Source organism: Streptomyces sp. NPDC052301, from assembly GCF_044593395.1.
Taxonomy (GTDB): domain Bacteria; phylum Actinomycetota; class Actinomycetes; order Streptomycetales; family Streptomycetaceae; genus Streptomyces.
Genome location: NZ_JBIUBE010000015.1, coordinates 56,480 through 78,408, shown reverse-complemented (window position 1 = coordinate 78,408; position 21,929 = coordinate 56,480). Strand labels below are relative to the sequence as shown.

Here is a 21,929-nt window from a genome sequence, read left to right as displayed (position 1 = left end):
GGTGCGGCAAGTGCCGTCCTGGGGCGGATGCCTGCGCGGGGTGTGAGCGACGACGGTGGAGACCTACCGTTCCACCCCGTGAAAGGGCAGGTCGAAGCCGTGTTCGTCGCCTGGAGAGACCTGAGGTTCGCCAAGGGGCGCTTCGCCCTGATGGGTACGGTCATCGTGCTCATCACCCTCCTGGTCGGGCTGCTGTCCGGGCTGACGGCCGGACTGGGCCGGCAGAACGTCTCCGCGATCACCGGGCTGCCCGCGGACCGGATCGCGTTCGGCGCGCCCGGCCGCGGCGGGCACTTGTCGTACGCCGACTCCACCGTCACCGCGAGGCAATGGCAGCAGTGGGCCAGAACGCCCGGTGTGCGCGGCGCCGAACCGCTGGGCATCACCACCACCAAGGCGAGCGCCCGTAAGGACAGGAGCGCCGGGGTGTCCGCGTTCGGCGTCCGGCCCGGCTCCGCGCTCGCCCCCGACAGCGACAAGATCGACGACCGTACGGCGGTCCTGTCGGCCTCCGCCGCCGACGACCTCGGGGTGACGGCGGGCGACACCCTCACCCTTGCGGGGCAGAAGGTGACCGTCGCGGCGGTGACCGGTGACGCCTTCTTCAGCCACACCCCCGTCATCTGGACCAGTCTCGACACCTGGCGCAGGACCGCGCCCCCCGCGGGCCCGGCCGGCGCCCCGGCCGCCACCGTCATCGCCCTGCGCACCTCCGGCGCCGACCTGCGGGCCGCCGACGAGGCAGCCGGCACGAAGACGGTCTCCAAGGACGACTCGCTGTCCGCGATCGGTTCCTACAGCTCGGAGAACGGCTCGCTGCAGCTGATGCGGGGCTTCCTGTTCGCGATCTCCGCCCTGGTCATCGGCGCCTTCTTCACCGTGTGGACCATTCAGCGCAGTGGTGACGTCGCCGTGCTGAAGGCCTTGGGCGCCTCCACCGCCGGCCTGCTCAGGGACGCACTCGGCCAGGCCGTCGCACTGCTGGCCTGCGACACCGTGATCGGTACCGGCATCGCCGTCGGCGTGGGCGCCCTCGTCAGCGGCTCGGCGGTGCCGTTCGTCCTCAGCCCCGGCACCGTGCTGGCCCCGGCCGCCGTGATGATCGCGCTCGGTGCGCTGGGAGCGGCCCTGTCCGTCCGCCGCGTCACCTCCGTCGACCCGCTGACCGCCCTGGGGAGCGCCCGATGAGCCTGCACCTGACCGGCATCACCCTCACCTACCCCGACGGCGCCTCCCGCCTGACCGCGCTCGACCACGTCAACCTCCAGGTGCCCAAGGGCAGCCTGACCGCCGTCGTCGGCCCCTCCGGGTCCGGCAAGTCCAGCCTTCTCGCGGTGGCCGCCACGCTCGTCACCGCCGACGCCGGCACCGTCACGATCGACGGGACGCCCACCACCGGCATGACCCGCGGCGAGCTGAGCGGCCTGCGCCGCCGCACCATCGGCATCGTCTTCCAGCAGCCCAACCTGCTGCCCGCTCTCACCGCCGTGGAACAGCTCCAGGTCATGGCCCAGATCGACGGCCGCAAGCCGGGTGCCGCCCGCGGCCGGGCCATGGAACTGCTGGACGCCGTCGGACTCGCCGATCAGGCCGGCCGACGGCCCCACCAGCTCTCCGGCGGCCAACGGCAGCGGGTCAACATCGCCCGCGCCCTGATGAACGACCCCACCGTACTGCTGGTCGATGAGCCCACCAGCGCCCTCGACCACGCACGCGGTGCCGCCGTCATCGAACTGATCACCCGCCTCACCCGTCAGCGGGGCACCGCGACCGTCCTGGTCACCCACGACCGCACGCAGCTCACCGCGGCCGACCAGATCGCCGAGGTCCACGACGGACGTCTGCGCGTGCCCGCCTTCCGGCCGAGCGGTGACCCGCGCCCCGCTCGCTGACGGCTACGATCCGATCGCCCTCTCCCGGTCCTGCGGTTCGCGGACCTCGCCCGTGCCGAGGGTGATCACGGCCCGGGGTCGCATGGGCTCGTCGTCGCGCCGGGAGAGCAGGACGATCTCTCCGACCTCCGCCGACAGCGTGCCGAGCCGGACGGCGCACTCGGCGGCCAGGCGCTTCGGATCATGGGTACGGCCGAGGGACAGATGCGGGGTGAAGCGGCCGCCCCGCCCGTGGCAGAGCGGGAAACGCACCTCCAGCTCGCGGTGGAGGCGGGCCCACGGGGCCGGGTCCGCCGCGGCCGGATCGAGCCACACCGTCGCGGAGTGCCGGTGCCGGAAATACCGCACACCGGCCAGGCGCGCCGGGAAGGCCGAGCACTGTGCCGCGCCCGCCGACAGCACGGGCACCGCCCGGTCGAACTCCTCCTCCGGCACGAAGCCGAACAGCACGTTCACGTGCGGCGGCCACCGCCGTACCTGCGGATCGTGCTCCCAGCGGATGTCCTGGATCACGGGCCAGAGTTCCGGCGGCGGCATCCACGCCACCGCCGTCCGGGGCGTCGGCGCCACCTCGAGCGCGTCCACCGGCCCGCCCGACAGCGGATTCCCGTCCACGGGCCCATGGTGTCAGACAGCTCGGCGCAGCGTCTCCTCGACTCAGGCCTCATCCGGCTGGCACTGCGGGCACCACACCGTGCCGCGGCCTGCCAGGCGGCAGCGGCGCAGGTGGGTGCCGCAGCGGGGGCACACCGGGTCGGGGTCGTCGCGGTGGCCGGTGAGCCAGGAGTCGCGCGGAGGGACGCAGCCCGCGGGCACCGCGGAGCGCAGGGTGCGCCGCATGTGGGTGTACAGGCGTCGGCGCTCGGCCGCTGTCAGGGCGGCGGCCCGGGTGCTCGGGCGCAGCCCGGCTCGCCACAGGATCTCGTCGGCGAGGAGGTTGCCGAGACCGGCCAGGACGGACTGGTCGGTCAGCGTTGTCTTGATGTGCCCGCGCCGTGCGGAGAGCGCGGCCTCGAAGTCCTCGCGGGACACCGCCAGCGCGTCGGGCCCCTGACGGCCGAGCAGCCGGGCGACGTCGGAGTCGTCGTGGGCCAGCCACAGGCCTTGGAGCTTGCGCTGGTCGCGGTAGCGGAGCTCGCGGTCGCCGCTCAGGCCGAACAGGACGCGGTCGTGGGCCTCGGTCTCGTCGTCGGGGCGGGCGCACAGCAGTCGGCCGGTCATGCCGAAGTGCAGCAGCACGGTGGGGCCGCCGGTGTGGGCGAGCAGCCACTTGCCGTGCCGCTCCGGCTCGGTGAACCGCCGGCCCTCCAGCGCGTCACGCAGCCGCTGCGCGCTCACCCCGTGCAGGACACCTGGGTCGCGCACCTCGATGCGGCGGATGGTCCGGCCCTTCGCGCAGGACACGAGGACCTCGCGGAAGCCTTCGACGTCCGGCAGCTCAGGCACGGTGGACATCCCCAGGCCGGCTGACGGCACCCCTCCGGTGGCCGGCAGACCCCTTCGCCGCTCCCATCCTCGTCTCCCGTCGAGTGGTTGCTGCCTCCTGCCGACCACCTTCCTCCGTGCCGCTCCCTCGCGCGCGTCGATGAGGAAAGGGGGGCGAGCCGGACGGCGGGCCTGTCACATCGGTTCGGCGGCCGTGCCGATGGCGGAGAGGAGCCGGCCGCACCGGGCGGTCATGTCCTGCGCGGAGAGCTGGGGGTGGGAGATCCACCAGCCGATCAGTGCGCTGACGGTGCCCGTCCACACATGCTTGAGCGCGTCCGCGTCCAGGGGGTCGCGGTTGCCCTGGTCCCGCAGCAGAGCTGCCGTCCCCGAGGCCGCCAGTGCGTCGATCGCCTCACGGTGGCGGCGGGCGGCGTGCCAGGGGTCGGAGCCCGGCTGCAGGGTTCGGTCGTACAGCACGAACCAGGCGTGCCGCTGGTCCTCCAGTGTCCGGAAGAGGGCGGCGAGGACCATGTGCGGCAGTTCCTCCTTCGGCGGGCGCGCCGCCATGGCCTGCTCGATCCCCGTCAGCAGGCGAGGGCCGACGTGATCGACGCAGGCCGCGTACAGGCCGTCCTTGGAGCCGAAGTAGGTGTAGAGCATCGGCTTGGTGACACCGACGTGCCGGGCGATGTCGGCCATCGACGCCGCCGCGTGGCCGCGCCTGCCGAACTCCTCCATGGCCGCCGCGATGATCTGTCGTTCCCGGCGGGCACGTGGGACGCCCTTGGTGCCGGCCGGTCTTGCCGTCGTCATGACAAGACTATACGTTGCGGTAACTTACCAAGCGGTAAATTACCGGAGGGTCACATCTCATGACCGACAGCACCGCCCCGAGCTCTTCTGCCTCCGGCACCTGTGCCGTCCGCTCCTGGTGGGGCTGGGGCACCGTGGACCAGGCACTGTCCGACGCCGAATGCACCGCGCTCGGCAAGCTGGTCCCCGGCGCGGCCGACACGCCGCTGCCTCTCCCCGACGTCAGTGCTCTCGCGCTGCCGCCCGTACGTGTCCGGCCGCCCGCCGCCCTCGCCCCATTGATGTCGGACTCCCCCCACGACCGGGCATCGCACACCTACGGCAAGGCGTACCGGGACGTGCTCCGGGCCCTCACCGGCGATCTCGGCGCAGCCCCCGACCACGTCGCCCGCCCCCGGACCGAGCAGCACGTGATCGACGTCCTCGACTGGGCGACGCAGACCGGCGTGGCCGTCGTGCCGTACGGGGCGGGCAGTTCGGTCGTCGGCGGGGTCGAGTACCGCGAGGATGCGTACCGGGCAGTGGTGTCCCTGGACCTCTCCGCCCTGGACCGGGTGCTGGAGATCGACCGGGTCAGCCGGGCCGCCCGCATCCAGGCCGGCGCGCTCGGTCCCGGCCTGGAGGCCCAGCTGCGTCCGCACGGGCTGACCCTGCGTCACTTCCCGCAGAGCTTCGAGTTCTCCACGCTGGGCGGCTGGCTCGCGACCCGGGCCGGAGGCCACTACGCCACGCTGTTCACCCACATCGACGATCTCGTGGAATCCCTGCGCGTGGTGACGCCCGTCGGGATCAACGAGTCGCTGCGACTGCCCGGTTCGGGCGCGGGCCCCTCCCCCGACCGCCTCTTCCTGGGCTCCGAGGGCACGCTCGGTGTCATCACCGAGGCGTGGATGCGACTGCAGGAACGCCCGCGCCACAAGGCGTCCGCCACGGTGCTCTTCGACGACGTGCACACCGCCATGGACACCGTGCGCGCCGTCGCGCAGTCAGGGCTGCACCCGGCCAACTGCCGGCTCCTGGATCCCGGGGAGGCCGCGCTGGCAGGAGTCGCGCAGGGCGGTGAGAGCGTGCTCGTCCTCGGTGTGGAATCGGCGCACACACCGGTCGACGGCCGCCTGGCCGAGCTGATCACCCTGGCCCGTGACCACGGCGGCAGCCCCGCGCCCGCGGATTCCGGCGGCGGGGACGCCGCCGCACGGACGTGGCGCTCGGCGTTCTTGAGGATGCCCTACCTCCGGGACGCCCTCGCCCGCATGAGCGTGGTCACCGAGACGTTCGAGACAGCCTGCACCTGGGACCGCGCGCCGGAGCTGTACGAGACGGTCCGCGACCGGCTCGCCGAGGTCGTGCGCGAGGTGACGGGGGCGGCCGGCACGGTCAACTGCCGGTTCACCCACGTCTACCCGGACGGACCCGCTCCGTACTTCACCGTCATCGCGCCGGGCCGGCGCGGCGCGGAGGTGGCCATGTGGGACGAGATCAAGTCCGCGACGATGGACCTCCTGCACGATCTGGGCGCGACCGTCACCCATCATCACGCGGTCGGCCGCGACCATCGGCCCGGCTACGACCGCCAGCGTCCGGAACCCTTCGCGCTGGCGCTCCGCGCGGCGAAACGGGCGCTGGACCCGGCCGGGATCCTGAACCCGGGTGTGCTCATCGGTCCGGCGACGGCCGACTGACCCGGGCCCGCGTCACCCACCGGCCTCCACAAGGTCGTTCGCGCTGAAGGTACGACGGTAGGAGGCGGGCGAGACCCCGAAGGCCGTCCTCATGTGCGCGCGCAGGGAGTTGGCGGATCCGAAGCCGGCCCGGTGCGCGACCAGGTCGATCGACAGATCGGTCGCCTCCAGCAACTGCTTGGCCAGTTCCAGGCGTTGGGCGGTGAGCCACTGCACCGGGGTCATGCCGACCTCGTCGCGGAATCTGCGGGTGAAGGAGCGCAGACTCATCCGGGCGTGCTCGGCGAGCCGGGCGAGGGTCAGCGGCTCGCCGAGGTGCTCCAGGGCCCAGGCGCGGGTCGCGGTGGTGGTGGCGACGGTGGGTTCGGGGACCGGACGGTCGATGTACTGGGCCTGCCCGCCGTCCCGCCAGGGCGGTACGACACACATGCGGGCGGCCCGGTTCGCGGCGGCGGCCCCGTGGTCGCGGCGGATCATGTGCAGGCACAGGTCGACGCCGGCGGCCACGCCCGCGGAGGTCAGCACGTCGCCGTCGTCGACGAAGAGGACTTCCTCGTCGACCTTGACCCTGGGGTAGGCACGGCGGAACTCCGGGGCCAGGTTCCAGTGGGTGGTGGCGGGCCGACCGTCGAGCAGTCCGGCCGCGGCGAGGACGTAGGACCCGGTACAGATGGACACCAGCCGGGTGCCGGGCCGGATGCCGGCGATGGCCGCGGTGACCTCGGGGGGCAGCGGGCCGCCCTCGCCCAGTTCGGGCATGGCGTGTGTGGGCGGGACGATGACGGTGTCCGCCGCGGCCAGGGCCTCGGGGCCGGCCGCGGGCTGGACGGTGAAACCGGCGTCGCTGAGCACGGGGGCGCCGTCGGAGGTGCAGACGGTGACCTCGTAGAGCGGACGGCCCTCGGCGTCCTGCACGCTGCCGAAGACCCGCGAGGGGATGCCGAGCTCGAACGGCGGGACGCCCGGCAGGGCGAGCACGGCGATCCGGTGCCGCCGGGGCGCCCCCTCCGGCCGGTCCCGCTCGCTCACCGTCGCCGTCCACCGCGCTTCGTCCATGGCCAGATCCTGTCACATAGTGGCCGGACGGCCAACACCGCGGCCGGGCGGAGTGCCGGATCGTGGACTGCGTCGCGCCGGGGAGGTCCCGGCGCCGAACCGATCGAAGCGAAGAACGAGGAACAGAGCATGCGTGCGGTGGTCGTGGAGCAGTGGGGTGGAGCCGAGAACCTGGTCGAGCGTGAGGTCGAGCGCCCGGAGCCGGGACTGAACGAGGTCCTGGTCCGGGTGCACGCGGCCGGCGTGAACCCGGTGGACTGGAAGACCCGCGCGAGCGGAGCCCTCATCGAGTGGGGTGCCGTGCCCGCGGTCGGCTGGGACGTGTCCGGCACGGTCGAGGCCGTCGGCCCCGGTGTCGGCATGTTCCGCCCGGGTGACGAGGTCTTCGGAATGCCGCTGTTCCCGCGCCAGGCGGGCGCGTACGCCGAGTACGTGGTGGCACCGGCCCGGCACCTCTCCCCCAAGCCGGCGGGTCTGACGCACGTGGAGGCGGCGGCGCTGCCGCTCGCCGCGCTGACCGCCTGGCAGGCCCTGGTGGACACCGCCGACGTGCGTCCCGGGGAGCGGGTGCTCGTGCACGCGGCGGCCGGCGGGGTCGGCCACCTCGCCGTGCAGATCGCCAAGGCCCGCGGCGCGTACGTCATCGGCACGGCCAGCGCGGCCAAGCACGACCTGGTGCGGGAGCTGGGCGCGGACGAGGTGGTCGACTACCGCGCGGTGCGGTTCGAGGACGTCGTGAGCGACGTGGACGTGGTGCTGGACGGGCTCGGCGGAGAGACGGCGGAGCGCTCCCTTAAGGTGCTGCGGACCGGCGGCCGGCTGATCACGCTGCCCGGCCCGGACGACGTTCCCGCCGCCCAGCACGGGGTGCGGGCGGTGTGGGTCCTGGTGGAGCCCGACCACCTGGGCCTGCGCGAGATCACCGCCCTGGTGGAGCGGGGCGCGCTGAGGCCGGTGGTCGACGCGGTCGTACCGCTGGCCGAGGCCGCGAAGGCGCACGAGATCGGTGAGCGGGGCCGCACCACCGGCAAGATCGTCCTGACGGTCGCCTGAGCCGCCCCCGCGATCAGCCTCTGCCCAGGTCAGGTGCTGCCGGTTCGCGTCGCGGCGACAACCAGGGTGGCGTAGTGCATCGTGAAGTCGCCTCCCACGGCATCGATGGCCGCGCCGACACCCGCCAGCACCTCCTGCAGCTGGGCCTGCGGGAGCCGGGTGAAGGCGCCTTGGGTGGGCAGCTGGTCCAGCCACTCGTCCCGTGTGTAGGACTGGTCCCAGTCGTACCGCCATTGCTCGGGCTCGGCGAATGCGCCGGTCTCCCTGATCCCGTCGGCCGCCTTGGTGCACAGCGGCGCGTACCCGTCCACGGCCGACACCGTCCCCTGGCGGGCGGCCAGCGAGCCGGGCAGCACCCTGCGGTAGACCTCGACGAAGGCTTGCGCCACTTCGGGCAGGGGCTGGCCCGCGTTCCAGAACAGGGCCAGCAGACCACGAGGACGCAGCGCCTCGGCCGCCCTGGCGGCGCCGGCGACCGGGTCCAGCCAGTGCCAGGCCTGTCCGGAAACGACGGCGCCGAACGTGCGACCGGCCGGATCCCAGGCCTCGAACGACGCCACTTCCACGTCGAGTCCGCGCCGACGCGCCAGGTCGGCCATCCGGGCGTCGACGTCGACGCCCAGCACCCGGCAGCCGACCGCTGCGAACTGCCGGGCCACGATGCCCGTGCCACAGCCGACGTCGAGGACGTCCGGCCCGGCGCCGGAAGCGACGATCCGGTCCACCATCGGGCGGGGGTAGTGGGGCCGAGCCCGGTCGTAGCGTTCGGCGTCCGAACCGAACGATTCCGCCGTCCGACGGTTCTCATGGAGCGCTTGCGCGGAGCGAGGCGATCGCCCCGGAGGTAAAGTGGGCATGCGCCCACTATGAGTGGGCGCATGCCCACTCGTCAATCGGAACGAGCCGATCCGGCGGACCGAAGGAGATGCGCGGTGCCCACAGGAGTAGCCATCCGCGACGTGCGCGACCAACTCTTCGACGCGGCCGAGCGCGTCCTGCTCCGGGACGGAGCCAGCGCGCTGACCAGCCGGGCGGTCACCACGGAGGCGGGCTGCGCCAAGGGCGTCCTGCACCGGCACTTCGCCGACTTCGACACCTTCCTCGCCGAGCTCGTGCTGGACCGCATCGCCCGGTTCGACGACCGGGCCGCCGCCCTGCGCGGTGCCGCCGGGACCGGCACCGTCGCCGACAACCTCACCCGGGCGCTGATGGACCTGTTCGGGCCGGTCGCGGTGGCGATCGTCAGCCTCGTCACCTCCCGGGACGATCTGCGCGCCCGGCTGCGCACGGCCAGGCCCACCGGCGTCCCGGTCCTGAGCGACGCCGCGACCGCGATCACGTCCTACCTCAGCGCCGAGCGTGAGCTCGGCCGCATCACCGCAGACGCCGACATCGGCACACTCGCTCCCACTCTGATCGGGGCCGTCCACATGCTGTTCGCCGACCGACAGGGCACCCCACCGGCCGCCGGGGCCGTCCACCGGGTCGTGACCGCGGTGACGGCCGGCGTCGAGCGATAGCCCCGAGCCGCCCGAGCCGGAGCTGAGTACCCGTACTCATGCACCCTCTTCGGGCACGCAGGCAAGGTGGCGGTCATGAACCTGCCCATCGCCCCGCCCGCGTTCGACGCCACCACCGGGCCTCAGCCGCGCCACCGTGCCGACCGGGGCGCCGACATCGGAGCCGGGTGCGGTCTGGTGGCCCTGGAACTGCTGGCCCTGGTGGCGATCTTCGGACTCTGGTTCCTGTCCGGATTCGAGCTCGACCCCACCAGGACCGTGCACACCGACTCGCTGTGGAACTACCTCGCCGCCGCCGGTGGCGTCGGACTCCTCGCCCTCGTCGCGGCCGCGATCGCCGCACGGGCCGGGGCCGTCGTGACGGTCGTCGCCCAGGCCACGACGGCCGCCCTGATCTGCGTCATCGTCGGCGGCGGGGCTACCGCGCAATCCCACCAGGACCGGTTGTGCCATGACATGCCGTCAGCAGCGGGCTGCGGAGGCCAGGTTCAGGGCCGACCCCGGCCCGGCCGCCTGGACGATCAACTCATGGGTGAGATCGTCTCGATGTCCGATCCGCGGGTTGCAGCGATACCCGCGCACGAGTGCGGCGAACGGCTTGTGGACGTGCGCCTCGGCGGTCGGTTGCTGGTCGACGAACACGAGCAGGACGGCTCCGGGGTCTTCGCACGAGCGCCGGGGCAGCGGTGGATCTGCCGCTCGCCGATGCTGAGGGCGGGGAGCTCGACCTGGACACTCGGCTCGACACCGATCCGGAAGAAGGCGAGGGAGCCTGCTGCACCCACGCCGACAACATCAGCGAGCAGGCTCGTGCTCACCGGCGGATCCCCGCGGACCTCATCGGCCGCCGCCGGTCTGCTCAACTACCCGACGGGAAGGGCGATGCAACGGCTTTCCTCGAACACTCGGTAGCCGGCGCTCGTGTACAGGTTCATGGCCACTTCGTTGCCGCCCCACACCGTGAACATCAGCGTCGAGTCGCCGCCCGCGAGCGTGGCCTGTTCGCCGACCACCATCGCGGCCCGCCCGTACCCGTTGCCGCGGTGCTGCTCGTGGATGTACAGCGAGTAGCCGTATGTGACACCCGGCAGGTACCCGTGCTTCAACCAGCCTGTGCCGATCCGTTCGTCCGCGGCCTCCAGCACCAGCAGGGTGGTGTCGGGCGTCGCCACGCCCTCGGGGAGCAGCTCCGCGAAGTCGCGCTCCGCCTTGCGTTCGGCGTCCTCGGGGCTCGAGGCTCCCGAGCGGACGATGTCACCGACGTAGGCGGCCTTCTCCGCGGTCAGCCACTCGGGATACTCGGCCGGTGTCATCGGCCGAGCGGTGACGCCGTCGAGCGGTTCCGGCGGGGAGCTGACGTGCCTCATCCTGAGCTGGCCCTGGACGCTGTAACCGGAGAAGAGTTCACCCGCCGGCCCGGAGAGCCGTATGTGCAGTCGTCGTGCGCCGCGCTGCGTGCACCATGTCTCGGCCCACTCCCGTGCGGCCCGCTCGTGCCCCTGACCTGCGTACGGGGCGTCGACATGAAGGTCGCCGATACGCCCCACGGGCACTCCGTCGTCGTCGGCCATGGTCACGGCGACGTACCCCACTCGGGTCGCGGCGTCCGTGATCTCGGCGACGGTCCAGTCGTGGTCGAACCGTGCGTTCTCGAGCATGCGCTCCGCCGCGGCCGCGCCGAGCCCGGCCGCCGTGTAGGAGGCGCGTCGCCGCTGCTCGAGGTCCTTCTGCCATTCCGTGATGTCACCGAGGATGCTGAATACCGTCATTTGATCACCGTAGCCGTGTTGTCCAACCCCTTGCAGCTGGGAAGTGTCGACCTGCGCTGCTGATGTGCAGTCGGAGATGGCCGGGGGTGAAAGGTGCTGAGGATCTTCTGCGGACCGGTGCCCCCCGCGGGTTCCGCCCGCCCCCATGACGCCCCCGAGCCCTGAGGAGGAAGAGGAACCGTGAGCCGATCCACCGCCGCCTACTGGGAGCCGTTGTGGGCCTCCGGACGCCGCTACCTACAGATTGACGACTCCGAGACCCGCCTCCTGGAGCGGCATCCGGGCCCCGGCCTCGGCCGGCCCGCACTCGACATCGGCTGCGGCGACGGGCAGCTCACCCACCACCTCCACCACCGGCTCGGTTACCGCGCCACCGGCATCGACTGCTCCCCCAGTGCCCTGGCCCTGGCACGCGCCCGACCCCAACCGGCCCTGCCTGGGCCGACGTACCGGCTCGTCGACGTCACGTGCGACGGCATCACCGCCATCCCGGAGCCGGCATACAACGCGATCACCTGCCGGCTGGTCTTCTCCTTCCTGCCGGACAAACCCGCCTTCCTGTCCCTGGTACGCCGGCTCCTCGCGCCGGGCGGCACCTTCTGGGTCCTCACCGAACTCGCCGAGCGCTGCCCGCCCGAACGGCGCTCCCTGGGCATCACCGCCCAGGACGTCGAGCTGCTGACCACCGGCTGGTCCCGGGTGCGGGGCGCGGACCTGGGTCGGCTGCGCTGCTACGCCCTACGCCCCTGACCCCGTGAGCGTGAACGCGAAGGACGGCCGCTGTGGATGCTGAACTGATCAACTCCGACGCCTGGACCACGTACGGGGCGCACCACCTGTCCAGAGGGACCGAGGTGCCGGAAGTGGACCGTCTCACCTGGGGGTTCTGGCCCAGCGGGCCCGGCGCCGAGGTTCTCGGCGAGCTGCGCGGCCGGCGCGCTGCGGATCTCGGATCGGGCCTGGGCCGGTACGCCGCCCACGTGGTCCGCGCCCATGGCGCCGTCGTCGACGCCGTCGAGGCCTCCCCCACCCAGCACCAGCGCGCCGCCGCCCGCTACGCCCACCTGCCCGGGCTGAACCTGGTCCTGGCGGACGCCGTCGACCATCTGCGGCAGGCGGAGCCGGGACCGTACGACGTGATCTACTCGATCCACGGATTCGCGTACATCGACCCGCTGCGGCTGCTGCCGGCGGTCGCGGGAGCGCTCAAGCCCGGTGGCCGCCTGGCGTTCTCCGTGCTGCACACCAACTCCCACGGCCGCGGGCCCTCGGACACGGTCGTCGCCCGCCCGGAGATCCTGCCCCTGGCCGGCGGCGGGCAGCTCACGGTGCGGATGTGGGTGCCGACGCCCGAGCTCTGGGAGGACCTGTTGGAGCAGCACGGGCTCATCGTCGAGCGGATCGAGACTCTGGACGCGCCGGAGGACGGCAACCCGGTCTCCTGTCGCCTCTTCCAGGCACGCCGGCGCACCCGGGTCACCAGCCGGCCCCGCACCAGCGCCCCTCCCGCACCCCGTACCGCCCTCGGTGTGGGAGCGATCCTGCACGGCCCGCGCGGCCTGCTGCTGGGGCGGCACCGGCGCCGCACCTGGGAGTTGCCGGGAGGGACGGTGGAGCCCGGGGAATCCCTGACGCACACGGTCGTACGGGAGGTACGCGAGGAGACCGGCTGCATCGTGCGGGAGGACGATGTGCTGCTCCTCGGCATGCTCCTGGACGACGTCGCGGGAGTGGTGCGGGTCACCGTGGCTGCCCTGGTGACCGCCTGGGAGGGCGAACCGGCCGACCAGCCGGACGAGGCCGTCGGCGACTGGCGCTGGTGGCCGCTCGACCGGCTGCCGAACGGGCTGTTCGTCCCGAGCGCCCAGTGCCTCACCGCCTGGCGTCCCGATCTGCCGATCAGCCATCCGCCCGCCGAGCTGTACCCACTGCGGGACGAGCGGCCCCCTGCAGTCGCTTCGCACTCGGCGGCGGACGACGGCTGAAGGCCGGTGGACGGATGCGGCCGTTAAGGTCGTTCCGGACGGGACACGGGAAGGACACCGGCAGGGCCGCGGACGGATCGGCCGGCGGGGTCGGGTGCGGAGGCGGAATGCGCGGTATCGGGGTGGCACAGCGGCGGGCGCGGCTTGCGTGGCGCCACCGGCTCACGGCCGAGGCACGGGCGGCGGACCCGGTGGCGGTCGCCGGCAGCATGCTGGCACTGCACGGCACCGACCCCTCGTCGGTGTATCTGTCGGCCTGGGCGCGGATGACCGACGGGAGTGTCACCGCGGTCGAGCGGGCGCTCTACGACGACCGGACGCTGATCCGGCTGTTGGCCATGCGGCGCACCGTCTTCGTCACCCCGCTCGGCCTCGCGCCGGTCCTGCAGGCGGCCTGCTCGCGCGCGGTGGCGGCCCGGGAGCGCCGCAAGCTGCTGGGGATGCTGGCCGAATCCGGGCTCGGCGGCGGCGACGAGGCCGGCGCCGAGCGCTGGCTCAAGGGTGCCGAGGAGGCCGCGGAGCAGGCGCTGAAGGCACGCGGCGAGGCGACGGCGAGCGAACTGGCGGGAGACGACCCGAGGTTGGCCGCTCAGGTGGTGCTCTCCCGGGGCAAGAGCTACGAGGGGCGGCAGAACGTGGCCAGCCGGCTGCTGTTGCTGATGGCGGCCGAGGGACGGGCGGTGCGGGGCCGGCCCCGTGGCTCGTGGACCTCGCACCAGTACCGGTGGTCCCCGCTGAGCCGCTGGTGCCCCGACGGTCTGGCCGAACTGCCCACCGACGAGGCCGAGACGGAGCTGGCGCGCCGGTATCTGTACGCCTTCGGTCCCGCGCCCGCCGAGGACCTGCAGTGGTGGGCCGGCTGGACCAAGACCCGGACGAGGCGGGCCCTGGCCGGGGTGCGCACCGCCGAAGTGGACCTGGACGGCACGGTCGGGCTGGCGCTGGGCGACGACCTGGACGAGGTGCCCGAACCCGAGCCCTGGGCGGCCCTGCTGCCGGCGCTGGACCCCACGCCGATGGGCTGGCAGCGGCGCGAGTGGTTCCTCGGCCCGCACGGGCCCCGCCTGTTCGACCGGGTCGGCAACATCGGCCCCTCGGTGTGGTGGAACGGCCGCATCGTGGGTGGCTGGGCCCAGGACGCCGACGGCGAGATCGTCTGCCGCTTCCTGGAGGACGTCGGCGCCGACGCGCGAGCCGCCGTGCACACGGAGGCCGCGTGGCTGGCCTCCCGGCTGGGCGGCACGCGCCTGGCCGCCCGCACCCGGGGCCGTACCTGGCTGGAGGAGGAGCTGGCCGGGAAGTGAAGCATGCCGGGACCGGCGGTTCCACCACCGGCCTGGCAGGTCCCGTCGTGCATGCTGTGCTGCATGGCCCCGATCCACCGCCGCCCCGACACGCTGGCCGTCGGGGCGCTTCTTGCCGTAGTCGGCGGGTTTCTGGACGCGTACACGTACGTCCGGCACAGCGTCTTCGCCAACCTGCAGTCGGGCAATGTCCTGCTGTTCTGCGTGGAGGCAACCGCCCGCCACTGGCGGCGGGCCGTCCTCCTGCTGGTCCCGATCGCGGCCTTCAGCGCCGGTGTCCTCCTCGTCGAGGTGCTCGGTCTGGCGCGGGTGGAACGGCTGGTGCGCCGGCCGTTGCGGCTGGTGCTCACGCTGCAGATCGCAGCCCTGTCCGTGATCGCCGCGCTCCCCGCCGATGTGCCGGAACCGGTGACCACGATCACCGTGTCGTTCGTGGCCGCGTTGCAGTTCTCGACCTTCACCACGCTGCGCGATGCCCCCTACACCACGCTGGCGGAGAGCGGGAATCTGCAGAAGGCCCTGGCCGCCGCGCACCGGTGGATGGCGTCGAGGGAAGCGGCGGCCGCGCGGCGCGCGGGTCGCTACGCCTTGATCGTCGCCGCGTTCGTGGCCGGCGCGGCGATCGGCGCGATCACCACCCGCCTGGCCGGCGCGCCCGCGGTCGGTGCGGCCGCCGGACTGCTCGCCGCCGTCCTGCTGCTGGAGATCCGCGAGACGCGGCGGCTGCGGCGGCGCGGGCCGGCACCGAGGCCCTCCTCGGACCCGCCTTCGCCCGGTCGCTGACCCGCCTCACCGCGCCGAGGAAACGCGCCGGGAACCCGCGCCGGAAAGATTTCGCAGGGCGATGTCGAGAACCCGTGACCGGCTCCGTCCCCGGGGTGAACGCGACCACAATGGGTCGCACCAGGACCGAGGAGAACCACGATGGCCAAGTACCTGCTGCTCAAGCACTACCGCGGCGCTCCGGCTCCGTGCAACGACGTGCCGATGGACCGGTGGACGCCGGAGGAGATCTCGGCGCACGTGCAGTACATGCAGGACTTCGCGGCCCGGCTCGAGAAGACCGGCGAGTTCGTCGACGGTCAGGCGCTCGCCCCCGAAGGGACGTGGGTCCGGTACGACGGTGAGGGGCGCCCGCCGGTCACCGACGGCCCGTTCGCCGAGACCAAGGACCTCATCGCCGGCTGGATGGTGATCGACGTCGACAGCCACGAGCGTGCCGTCGAGCTGGCCGGGGAACTGTCGGCTGCTCCCGGGGCGGGCGGGAGGCCGATCCACGAGTGGCTCGAGGTGCGCCCGTTCCTGGCCGCCCCGCCCACCGTCACGGAGTGACCTCTTCGATGGACGAGGCACTGCTCCGCAGCCTCACCCCGAGCGTGCTCGCGATCCTCGTCCGCCGCGGAGCCGACTTCGCGGCGGCCGAGGACGCCGTACAGGACGCGCTGGTCGAGGCGGTCCGCGTCTGGCCGGACGACCCTCCGCGGGACGCGAAGGGCTGGCTGGTCACCGTGGCCTGGCGCCGGTTCCTCGACGCGACCCGGGCGGACACGGCCCGCCGCCGGCGTGAGGGCGTCGTCGACCAGGAACCGGCGCCCGGGCCCGCGCCCGAGGCGGACGACACGCTCCAGCTCTACTTCCTGTGCGCGCACCCGTCGCTGACGCCGGCTTCGGCGGTCGCGCTCACGCTGCGCGCCGTCGGCGGGCTCACCACGCGCCAGATCGCCCAGGCCTATCTGGTGCCGGAGGCGACCGTGGCGCAGCGGATCAGCCGGGCCAAGCGCACGGTCTCCGGTGTGCGGTTCGACCAGGCCGGCGACGTCGCCACCGTGCTGCGCGTCCTGTACCTGGTCTTCAACGAGGGTTACTCCGGAGACGTCGACCTCGCCGCCGAGGCCATCCGGCTCACCCGGGAGCTCGCGGCGGTGATCGACCATCCCGAGGTGGCCGGGCTGCTCGCCCTCATGCTGCTCCACCACGCCCGGCGCGCCTCCCGGACCGCACCCGACGGCAGCCTGGTGCCGCTCGCCGAGCAGGACCGCAGCCGGTGGGACACCGCCTCCATCGCCGAGGGCGTGGGGATCCTGCAGGCGGCCCTCGCCCGGGACCGGCTGGGCGAGTTCCAGGCCCAGGCCGCCATCGCGGCGCTCCACGCCGACGCGCCCACCCCCGAGGAGACCGACTGGGTGCAGATCGTCGAGTGGTACGACGAGCTCGTACGCCTGACCGACAGCCCGGTCGTCCGGCTCAACCGTGCGGTGGCCGTCGGAGAGGCCGACGGACCGCGCGCCGGGCTGACGGCGCTCGCTGCGCTGAAGGACTCCCTGCCCCGTCACGCGGCGGTGGCGGCGTATCTGCACGAGCGCGACGGAGACCTGGCGACGGCGGCGCGGCTGTACGCCGAGGCGGCCCACAAGGCGCCCAACCTCGCCGAGCGCGACCACCTGATGCGCCAGGCCGCCCGGATCAACACCCGGAGGGGTCGAGGAGGTTGAGGAACGGGGGCGTTCCCGTACCGCACGCTCACCAGAGCTCCGTCGCCCCCGCGGGAGTCAGGACGCACAGCCGCTTGGTCGGGCGCGTGAGGGCGACGTACAGGTCTCTCTCGCCGCTGGGCCCGGCCGCGGCGATCTCGTCGGGCAGGACGACGACGGAGTCGAACGCCGGGCCGCGGGCCCAAGAGGCCGGGACGACGCGCGCCCATCGGTGGCCCGGGCCCGGGCCAGTTCGTCGGTCCTGGCGTCCGGGCACAGGACCGCGAGCAGGTCGCCGGGGTGGACGGCGGCCTGTGCCCGCAGCTCGCCGGTCAGGGCGGTGACCAGGTGCGGGCGTGCGGTGAGGGTGCGGGGAGCCTCGCCGTGACGGATCGAGCGGCTCGGTCGCCGGCCGGGGGCGATCCGTGCCAGGAGGCGCCGGTCGCGGCCAGGATCTCGTGGGTGGTGCGGTAGTTGACGGTCAGGGTGTGCACGGTGAAGCGGTCGCCCAGGTGCGGACCGGCCGGCGCACCAGCGCGGTCAGGCGTCCGGCCTCCACCTCACGCGCGTACGCCTCGCCCGGTCCCCCGGCCTGCCGCCGCCGGACCTCCGCCAGCTGGGCACGTGCCTGCGCGAGGCGCTCGTCCAGCAGTCCGTACATGCCGTCCACCCGGATCTGCTCGCTCACCACCTGATGCCCGGCTTCAGCATCGACCTGCGGAAACAACCGGCCTCCGCTCGACACGGCTCCCCACTGTGCAGCCGGCGTTCCGAGAAAGTAAGGCTTGACTCACCTGGATGCGTCAGCCGCCCTCACGGTGCGCGAGGTCCCTGTCCCGGAGATCCGGGACAGGGACGCGCGGGGCGTCAGAGGGCCACGTCGTCGAACAGCGCGGACATGTCGGGTTCCGGCGCGCGGTCCAGCGTCTGTTCGGCCCAGATCACCTTGCCCCGCGCCAGGTAGCGCGTTCCCCACGCCTGGGTGAACTGGGAGACGAGGAACAGGCCGCGGCCTCCCTCGTCGGTCGTGGCCGCGCGTCGCAGCCGCGGGGAGGTGTTGCTGCCGTCGGACACCTCGCAGACGAGCGTGCGCCCCAGCAGCATCCTGACGCGTACGGGCGGTGCGCCGTAGCGGATCGCGTTGGTGAGGAGTTCGCTGACGATCAGTTCCGTCGCGAACGCCTGCTCCTCCAGCCCCCAGTCGGTGAGCCGCCGGGTCACCTCGCCCCGTACCCAGGACACGGACGTCGCGTCGTAGGGCACGTCCCAGGTGGCGACGCAGGCCGGGTTGAGCAGGCGGGTCCGTGCCACCAGCAGCGCGGCGTCGTCGCTGGGCTGCTCGGGCAGCATCGTCTCCACGAGGGCCTGGCAGATCGCCTCGGGTGTCTCGCCCGCACGGGCGACGGTGGAGCGCAGCGTCTCCAGGCGCTCGTCGATGTCACGGCCCCGGTGCTCGATCAGGCCGTCGGTGAACAGCACCAGTCGGCTGCCCTCGGGGAGGTCCAGCTCGCCGACCTCGAAGGGGATGCTGCCCACTCCCAGGGGCGGGGACAGCGGGAGGTCGGCGAAGGTCACCGTGCCCTCGGGGTCCACCACGGCGGGTGCGAGGTGCCCCGCGCGGGACAGGGCGCAGTGCCCGTCGACGGGGTCGTAGACGGCATAGAGGCAGGTGGCTCCGGTGAGCGGAGCGCCGTCGTCGGCGGCGTGGTCCGCCTGCGAGTCCAGCCGGGCCACCATCTCGTCGAGGTGCCCGAGCAGCTCGTCCGGTGCCAGGTCGAGCGAGGAGAAGTTCAGCACGGCGGTGCGCAGCCGTCCCATGGTCACGGCCGCCTGCAGCCCGTGTCCCACGATGTCTCCGACGACCAGGGCGACGCGGAAGCCCGGCAGCGGGATGACGTCGAACCAGTCGCCGCCCACGCCGGACTGTGCCGGCCGATAGCGGGAGGCGATCTCCAGCGCGTTCTGGTCCGGGAAGCCCAGGGGCAGCAGGTTGCGCTGCAACGTCACGGCCATGGCGTGCTCGCGGGCGTAGCGGCGCGCGTTGTCGATCGCCACGGCGGCACGGGCCACCAGTTCCTCGGCCACGGCGGCGTCCTCCTCCTCGAACCGGGGAGAGTCGGCGGCCCGCCAGAAGTTGACCATGCCGAGAATCACGCCGCGCGCCCGTAGCGGCACCGTGACCAGGGAGTGGATGCCGTAGTCCAGCGCCTGCCGGGCTCCCTGCGGATCCTGCGCCCGCCAGTCCCGGGCGGCGTGCAGATCCGGTACCAGGGCCGCCTTCCCCTCGTGCAGTGCCGCCGCCATCGGCGTGTCGGCCATGACGAACCGGATCACGTCCCCCACCGGCTGCAAGGGCACCCCCGTCCGCGATCCGCGCAGCGCGGTGCGCCGCATCTGGTGCACGGCACCGGTGGGCTCCTCACCGTGCAGGACGGACTCGAGAAGTTCCACGGTGACGAAGTCGGCCAGGCGGGGAACGGCGACCTCGGAGAGTTCCTCGGCCGTGCGCCGTACGTCGAGCGTGGTGCCGATGCGCATGCCCGCCTCGTAGAGGAACGAGAGCCGGCCCCGGGCCACCTCGGCCTGACCCGAGAGGGCTCTGAGCTCCGTGGTGTCACGGAAGGTGGCGACCAGCCCCTGCGCACCGCCGAACGGCGCGGTGAGCCGGGTGTTCACCGCCAGCAGCCGCTCACCCGCCGGGATCACCTCATCGGAGGCGGACTTCCCCGCGAGCAGCAACCGCGTCAGCACGGGCCCCAGGCCCAGTTCCGGCACCGTCCGCCGGTCGGCGTCCTCGGGGAGGTCCAGCAGTCGGCGTGCCTCGTCGTTGGCGAGCAGCAGCCGTCCGTCGCCGCCGACGATCAGCACGCCTTCCCGCACGGCGTGCAGCACGGCGTCGTGGTGCTCGTACATGCGGGTCATCTCGGCCGGGCCGAGTCCGCGGGTCTGCCGGAGCAGGCGGCGGCTGACCAGTGCGGTGCTGCCGGTGGCCAGCGCGAGCGCCACCGCTGCCGCGCCGAGCAGCATGGGCAGCTGCTGGTTCAGCACGTGGCCCAGCGTGGCGTACTCGATGCCCGCGCTGACCATCCCCACCACGTGCCCGTTCGCATCCGTCACGGGTACGACTGCCCGCACGGCGTCCGTCGGGCGGCCGTGGTACGTCTCCGTGTACGCCTCTCCCGCAGCGGCGCGGCCGACGCCCTGTGCCTTCGTTCCGATCAGGGCGGGGTCGGGGTCGGTGAGCCGGACGCCGTTCTTGTCCAGGACCGTGATGAAGTCGACGCCGGAACCTTTCCTCGCCCGCTCCGCCGCCGGCTGAAGCACTGCGGTCGGATCCGGTGACCGCAGCGCCGGCGCCGTTCCGGGCGCCTGCGCGAACGCTTCGGCCGCGGCCAGTGACTGGTTTCCCGCGTCGCGTTCGCCATCGTGCCGGCCCTGCACCACCAGGGCGGTGGCCGCCAGGACGACCAGGACCAGCACGACGAGGGCCTGGAGCAGGAAGACCTGCGCGGCAAGGGTGCGGACGCTCAGGGACGGCGACATGGAACGCCCGGGTGAGGGGGCGGGCCGTGACCGACGGAAGGGACCCCGTGACCACCGTGTGCCGGGCGGCGGTGCCGCTCTGGTCCATGACCGGCGGAAACGTCCGCTCATGTCCCTTTTCTAGCACTCGCGCTCCGTGCTCGGCGAGCGGCACGTCCGGCGCCGCGCCTTCCGCGCGGCTGCCACGGGGCGCGGGAGGGCTACAGCCGGACGAGGACCAAAGCGATGTCGTCGCGCCCCCCATCGGCCACGCCGAGGCGGATCAGCAAGGTGTCGGCCGGCTCGGCGGGGCCCATCCGGGCCTGCGGGCCGCGGGTGTCGGTGAGGCGGTGGAGCCCGGCGTCGATGGCCTCGCCACGGCGCTCGATGAGTCCGTCGGCGTAGCGGACCGGGGTGTCGCCCGGGCGGTGGGACAGGGTGACCTGAGGGCGTGGGGCCTGGTCGGTGGGGATGCCCAGTGGCGGTTCGGTGGCCTGTTCGAGCCCGAGGGCGCCTTCGACGGCGTGGACCTCTCGGGTTCCGAAGGATTCGCGGCCTACAACCGGGTGAAGGAGGAACTGGGTGTCCCCGACACCTGCCGGGCCAACGACATCGCGGCACCGCTGTCGGTCGATCCCGGGGCGCTGGAGACCGGCATCACGGCCTCGGGCCCCGGAGTCCTCGCGCTGACCGCGTGCGGCCGCGAACACGGCCGCCCGGCGGGGGCACTGCCCGTGTGAACTACGGGATCAGTAGGCGGAGTTGACGTTGTCGATGGAGCCGTAGCGGTGTGCGGCGTAGTTGGCGGCGGCGGTGATGTTGGCCACCGGGTCGGTGACGCTGTGGGCGGTGCCGTCGACGTGGTAGGCGTTGAAGGTGGGGTCGATCACCTGCAGCAGGCCCTTGGACGGGGTGCCCTGCTTGGCGTTGACGTCCCAGTTGTTCTGCGCGCTGGGGTTGCCGCCGGACTCACGCATGATGTTGCGCTTCAGGCCCTCGTAGCTGCCCGGGATGCCCTTGGACTTCATGATCTGCAGGGCCTGGTTGATCCAGCCGTCCAGGCTGCCGCCCTTGGAGCCGGCGGTCGCCTCGGGGTCCGTGTGGCTGCCCTGAGCGACCTGGTGGACGGCGGTCGTCCGCGGCGCCTCGGCGGCCTGCGCGGAAGCCGGCATCACGACGAGGGCAGCGGCGGCGGCGCCGGTGGCGGCGAGACCGGTCAGGGCGATCGTACGAAGTCGGGCAAGGCGGCGGGTACCGGTGATCGCGGTCATGAGGGGTCTCTCCTGGGGGACGTCGGTGAGGCCGGCCGGATGGCGGTCGCGGCCCGCAGGGGCGTCGGGGGCCCCGCGCTGCAGGGTCAGCAGGCGGATGGGCGGTGTACGCCCGGTGCGGCCTGCGGCTCCCGGCAACGGGAAACATGGTTAGCGGGGGCCG

At 73.1% G+C, this 21,929-nt stretch carries 23 protein-coding genes and 1 pseudogene; 13 read left to right on the top strand and 11 right to left on the bottom strand.

Going from position 1 to position 21,929, the window contains the following annotated elements; all coding sequences use genetic code 11:
• Nucleotides 1-99 precede the first annotated feature (99 nt).
• Nucleotides 100-1,188: an ABC transporter permease gene (locus tag ACIHEJ_RS32890; RefSeq protein ID WP_400141242.1), complete on the top strand. Its 1,089-nt coding sequence runs from the start codon at nucleotides 100-102 to the stop codon at nucleotides 1,186-1,188.
• Entirely contained in the window at nucleotides 1,185-1,892 is a 708-nt protein-coding gene (locus ACIHEJ_RS32885) for an ABC transporter ATP-binding protein (RefSeq protein WP_400140993.1), read from the top strand. The genes ACIHEJ_RS32890 and ACIHEJ_RS32885 overlap by 4 nt, the downstream gene beginning before the upstream one ends.
• Before the next feature lie 3 nt (nucleotides 1,893-1,895).
• On the opposite strand, the gene ACIHEJ_RS32880 is transcribed toward ACIHEJ_RS32885, so the two are convergent.
• From ACIHEJ_RS32880 to ACIHEJ_RS32870, 3 genes are all read right to left on the bottom strand, one after another.
• Nucleotides 1,896-2,507 (bottom strand): 2'-5' RNA ligase family protein, encoded by a 612-nt coding sequence (locus tag ACIHEJ_RS32880; RefSeq protein WP_400140991.1) that lies wholly within the window; start codon nucleotides 2,505-2,507, stop codon nucleotides 1,896-1,898.
• A 42-nt stretch (nucleotides 2,508-2,549) separates the two neighbouring features.
• Nucleotides 2,550-3,338, bottom strand: coding sequence for an Fpg/Nei family DNA glycosylase (locus tag ACIHEJ_RS32875; protein WP_400140989.1), 789 nt, complete (start codon nucleotides 3,336-3,338; stop codon nucleotides 2,550-2,552).
• Between the two features lie 174 nt (nucleotides 3,339-3,512).
• A complete protein-coding gene (locus tag ACIHEJ_RS32870) occupies nucleotides 3,513-4,133 on the bottom strand; it encodes a TetR/AcrR family transcriptional regulator (RefSeq protein WP_400140987.1) in 621 nt (206 codons plus the stop codon).
• Between the two features lie 59 nt (nucleotides 4,134-4,192).
• Here ACIHEJ_RS32870 and ACIHEJ_RS32865 point away from each other — a divergent pair, with 59 nt between their 5' ends.
• The gene (locus ACIHEJ_RS32865; protein WP_400140985.1) at nucleotides 4,193-5,815 is read left to right on the top strand and encodes an FAD-binding oxidoreductase; all 1,623 of its coding nucleotides are present in this window, start codon (nucleotides 4,193-4,195) and stop codon (nucleotides 5,813-5,815) included.
• A 12-nt stretch (nucleotides 5,816-5,827) separates the two neighbouring features.
• Here the strand turns inward: ACIHEJ_RS32865 and ACIHEJ_RS32860 are convergent, their stop codons facing one another.
• Entirely contained in the window at nucleotides 5,828-6,871 is a 1,044-nt protein-coding gene (locus tag ACIHEJ_RS32860) for a GlxA family transcriptional regulator (RefSeq protein ID WP_400140983.1), read from the bottom strand.
• Nucleotides 6,872-7,000: 129 nt separating this feature from the next.
• Here ACIHEJ_RS32860 and ACIHEJ_RS32855 point away from each other — a divergent pair, with 129 nt between their 5' ends.
• Nucleotides 7,001-7,924, top strand: a complete 924-nt coding sequence (locus ACIHEJ_RS32855; protein ID WP_400140982.1) for an NADP-dependent oxidoreductase — start codon at nucleotides 7,001-7,003, stop codon at nucleotides 7,922-7,924.
• Nucleotides 7,925-7,953: 29 nt separating this feature from the next.
• Here the strand turns inward: ACIHEJ_RS32855 and ACIHEJ_RS32850 are convergent, their stop codons facing one another.
• A complete protein-coding gene (locus ACIHEJ_RS32850) occupies nucleotides 7,954-8,781 on the bottom strand; it encodes a class I SAM-dependent methyltransferase (RefSeq protein WP_400140981.1) in 828 nt (275 codons plus the stop codon).
• A gap of 75 nt (nucleotides 8,782-8,856) precedes the next feature.
• Here ACIHEJ_RS32850 and ACIHEJ_RS32845 point away from each other — a divergent pair, with 75 nt between their 5' ends.
• Both ACIHEJ_RS32845 and ACIHEJ_RS32840 read left to right on the top strand, forming a co-directional pair.
• Nucleotides 8,857-9,444, top strand: coding sequence for a TetR/AcrR family transcriptional regulator (locus tag ACIHEJ_RS32845; RefSeq protein WP_400140979.1), 588 nt, complete (start codon nucleotides 8,857-8,859; stop codon nucleotides 9,442-9,444).
• 75 nt (nucleotides 9,445-9,519) lie between these two features.
• Nucleotides 9,520-10,356 carry a DUF6234 family protein gene (locus ACIHEJ_RS32840; RefSeq protein ID WP_400140977.1) on the top strand — a complete coding sequence of 279 codons (837 nt, stop codon included), beginning with the start codon at nucleotides 9,520-9,522 and terminating at the stop codon, nucleotides 10,354-10,356.
• Here the strand turns inward: ACIHEJ_RS32840 and ACIHEJ_RS32835 are convergent.
• Nucleotides 10,308-11,213, bottom strand: coding sequence for a GNAT family N-acetyltransferase (locus tag ACIHEJ_RS32835; protein ID WP_400140975.1), 906 nt, complete (start codon nucleotides 11,211-11,213; stop codon nucleotides 10,308-10,310). The two genes, ACIHEJ_RS32840 and ACIHEJ_RS32835, sit on opposite strands and share 49 nt — an antisense overlap.
• Before the next feature lie 180 nt (nucleotides 11,214-11,393).
• On the opposite strand from ACIHEJ_RS32835, the gene ACIHEJ_RS32830 reads away from it, so the two are divergent.
• The 6 genes from ACIHEJ_RS32830 to ACIHEJ_RS32805 all read left to right on the top strand — a co-directional run bounded on the left by ACIHEJ_RS32830 (nucleotide 11,394) and on the right by ACIHEJ_RS32805 (nucleotide 16,994).
• Nucleotides 11,394-11,963 (top strand): class I SAM-dependent methyltransferase, encoded by a 570-nt coding sequence (locus tag ACIHEJ_RS32830; RefSeq protein ID WP_400140973.1) that lies wholly within the window; start codon nucleotides 11,394-11,396, stop codon nucleotides 11,961-11,963.
• Between the two features lie 32 nt (nucleotides 11,964-11,995).
• Nucleotides 11,996-13,198, top strand: coding sequence for a bifunctional class I SAM-dependent methyltransferase/NUDIX hydrolase (locus tag ACIHEJ_RS32825; protein WP_400140971.1), 1,203 nt, complete (start codon nucleotides 11,996-11,998; stop codon nucleotides 13,196-13,198).
• A gap of 107 nt (nucleotides 13,199-13,305) precedes the next feature.
• Complete coding sequence (locus tag ACIHEJ_RS32820) at nucleotides 13,306-14,502, top strand: winged helix DNA-binding domain-containing protein (protein ID WP_400140969.1); 1,197 nt, start codon at nucleotides 13,306-13,308, stop codon at nucleotides 14,500-14,502.
• Between the two features lie 63 nt (nucleotides 14,503-14,565).
• Entirely contained in the window at nucleotides 14,566-15,285 is a 720-nt protein-coding gene (locus ACIHEJ_RS32815; RefSeq protein ID WP_400140967.1) for a YoaK family protein, read from the top strand.
• Nucleotides 15,286-15,426: 141 nt separating this feature from the next.
• The gene (locus ACIHEJ_RS32810; RefSeq protein ID WP_400140965.1) at nucleotides 15,427-15,834 is read left to right on the top strand and encodes a YciI family protein; all 408 of its coding nucleotides are present in this window, start codon (nucleotides 15,427-15,429) and stop codon (nucleotides 15,832-15,834) included.
• A gap of 8 nt (nucleotides 15,835-15,842) precedes the next feature.
• Nucleotides 15,843-16,994, top strand: coding sequence for an RNA polymerase sigma factor (locus tag ACIHEJ_RS32805; RefSeq protein ID WP_400141240.1), 1,152 nt, complete (start codon nucleotides 15,843-15,845; stop codon nucleotides 16,992-16,994).
• A gap of 28 nt (nucleotides 16,995-17,022) precedes the next feature.
• Here ACIHEJ_RS32805 and ACIHEJ_RS32800 read toward each other — a convergent pair.
• The 4 genes and pseudogenes from ACIHEJ_RS32800 to ACIHEJ_RS32785 form a co-directional block, all read right to left on the bottom strand.
• A pseudogene (locus ACIHEJ_RS32800) lies at nucleotides 17,023-17,494 on the bottom strand (ATP-dependent DNA helicase); the annotation flags it as partial.
• On the bottom strand, nucleotides 17,455-17,661 hold the full coding sequence (locus ACIHEJ_RS32795) for a hypothetical protein (protein WP_400140963.1): 207 nt from the start codon (nucleotides 17,659-17,661) through the stop codon (nucleotides 17,455-17,457). The gene ACIHEJ_RS32795 and the pseudogene ACIHEJ_RS32800, both read right to left, overlap by 40 nt.
• A gap of 179 nt (nucleotides 17,662-17,840) precedes the next feature.
• Complete coding sequence (locus ACIHEJ_RS32790; protein ID WP_400140961.1) at nucleotides 17,841-20,516, bottom strand: SpoIIE family protein phosphatase; 2,676 nt, start codon at nucleotides 20,514-20,516, stop codon at nucleotides 17,841-17,843.
• Nucleotides 20,517-20,716: 200 nt separating this feature from the next.
• Entirely contained in the window at nucleotides 20,717-20,968 is a 252-nt protein-coding gene (locus ACIHEJ_RS32785; RefSeq protein ID WP_400141238.1) for a SpoIIE family protein phosphatase, read from the bottom strand.
• Here ACIHEJ_RS32785 and ACIHEJ_RS32780 point away from each other — a divergent pair.
• The gene (locus ACIHEJ_RS32780; protein WP_400141255.1) at nucleotides 20,924-21,235 is read left to right on the top strand and encodes a hypothetical protein; all 312 of its coding nucleotides are present in this window, start codon (nucleotides 20,924-20,926) and stop codon (nucleotides 21,233-21,235) included. The genes ACIHEJ_RS32785 and ACIHEJ_RS32780 overlap by 45 nt on opposite strands.
• 9 nt (nucleotides 21,236-21,244) lie before the next feature.
• Here the strand turns inward: ACIHEJ_RS32780 and ACIHEJ_RS32775 are convergent, their stop codons facing one another.
• Nucleotides 21,245-21,766 carry a transglycosylase SLT domain-containing protein gene (locus tag ACIHEJ_RS32775; protein WP_400140959.1) on the bottom strand — a complete coding sequence of 174 codons (522 nt, stop codon included), beginning with the start codon at nucleotides 21,764-21,766 and terminating at the stop codon, nucleotides 21,245-21,247.
• Between the last annotated feature and the right edge of the window lie 163 nt (nucleotides 21,767-21,929).

Bases quoted from the DNA above. Each gene is read 5' to 3' on its own strand.
- ACIHEJ_RS32885 (WP_400140993.1), top strand. From the start codon at position 1,185: ATGAGCCTGCACCTGACCGGCATCACCCTCACCTACCCCGACGGCGCC.
- ACIHEJ_RS32870 (WP_400140987.1), bottom strand. From the start codon at position 4,133: ATGACGACGGCAAGACCGGCCGGCACCAAGGGCGTCCCACGTGCCCGC.
- ACIHEJ_RS32865 (WP_400140985.1), top strand. From the start codon at position 4,193: ATGACCGACAGCACCGCCCCGAGCTCTTCTGCCTCCGGCACCTGTGCC.
- ACIHEJ_RS32860 (WP_400140983.1), bottom strand. From the start codon at position 6,871: ATGGACGAAGCGCGGTGGACGGCGACGGTGAGCGAGCGGGACCGGCCG.
- ACIHEJ_RS32855 (WP_400140982.1), top strand. From the start codon at position 7,001: ATGCGTGCGGTGGTCGTGGAGCAGTGGGGTGGAGCCGAGAACCTGGTC.
- ACIHEJ_RS32850 (WP_400140981.1), bottom strand. From the start codon at position 8,781: ATGCCCACTTTACCTCCGGGGCGATCGCCTCGCTCCGCGCAAGCGCTC.
- ACIHEJ_RS32840 (WP_400140977.1), top strand. From the start codon at position 9,520: ATGAACCTGCCCATCGCCCCGCCCGCGTTCGACGCCACCACCGGGCCT.
- ACIHEJ_RS32835 (WP_400140975.1), bottom strand. From the start codon at position 11,213: ATGACGGTATTCAGCATCCTCGGTGACATCACGGAATGGCAGAAGGAC.
- ACIHEJ_RS32820 (WP_400140969.1), top strand. From the start codon at position 13,306: ATGCGCGGTATCGGGGTGGCACAGCGGCGGGCGCGGCTTGCGTGGCGC.
- ACIHEJ_RS32815 (WP_400140967.1), top strand. From the start codon at position 14,566: ATGGCCCCGATCCACCGCCGCCCCGACACGCTGGCCGTCGGGGCGCTT.
- ACIHEJ_RS32810 (WP_400140965.1), top strand. From the start codon at position 15,427: ATGGCCAAGTACCTGCTGCTCAAGCACTACCGCGGCGCTCCGGCTCCG.
- ACIHEJ_RS32805 (WP_400141240.1), top strand. From the start codon at position 15,843: ATGGACGAGGCACTGCTCCGCAGCCTCACCCCGAGCGTGCTCGCGATC.
- ACIHEJ_RS32790 (WP_400140961.1), bottom strand. From the start codon at position 20,516: ATGTCGCCGTCCCTGAGCGTCCGCACCCTTGCCGCGCAGGTCTTCCTG.
- ACIHEJ_RS32775 (WP_400140959.1), bottom strand. From the start codon at position 21,766: ATGACCGCGATCACCGGTACCCGCCGCCTTGCCCGACTTCGTACGATC.